Genomic DNA, 255 nt, shown 5'->3' on the forward strand with positions numbered 1-255 from the left:
TTGCCTCCGGTGGAGTTTTGACGCGGTACAAGCCCCAGAAATGCGGCAAATTCCCTGCCATTTTTGAAATTCGAGGCCACACCGGCAATAGTCAGCAGGATAGTGGCGGTCATGATACCGATGCCAGACACCTGCATCAGGCGTTGACAAGCTTCATTTTCTTTGGCCACGGCCTTAAGCATCTTGTCCTGTTCAAGGATCCGCTCATCGAGAAAACACAGGGCTTCATAAAGCGAAGCCAAATTTCGGCGCATA

At 51.0% G+C, this 255-nt stretch carries 1 protein-coding gene; it reads right to left on the reverse strand.

The window, feature by feature from the left end:
• Nucleotides 1-255 (reverse strand): transposase (locus V6C16_RS14795; protein WP_333543637.1); only part of this gene is annotated, 255 nt, incomplete at both ends.

It is taken from the genome of Desulfovibrio sp. 1188_IL3213, from assembly GCF_036763145.1.
Lineage (GTDB): Bacteria > Desulfobacterota > Desulfovibrionia > Desulfovibrionales > Desulfovibrionaceae > Desulfovibrio.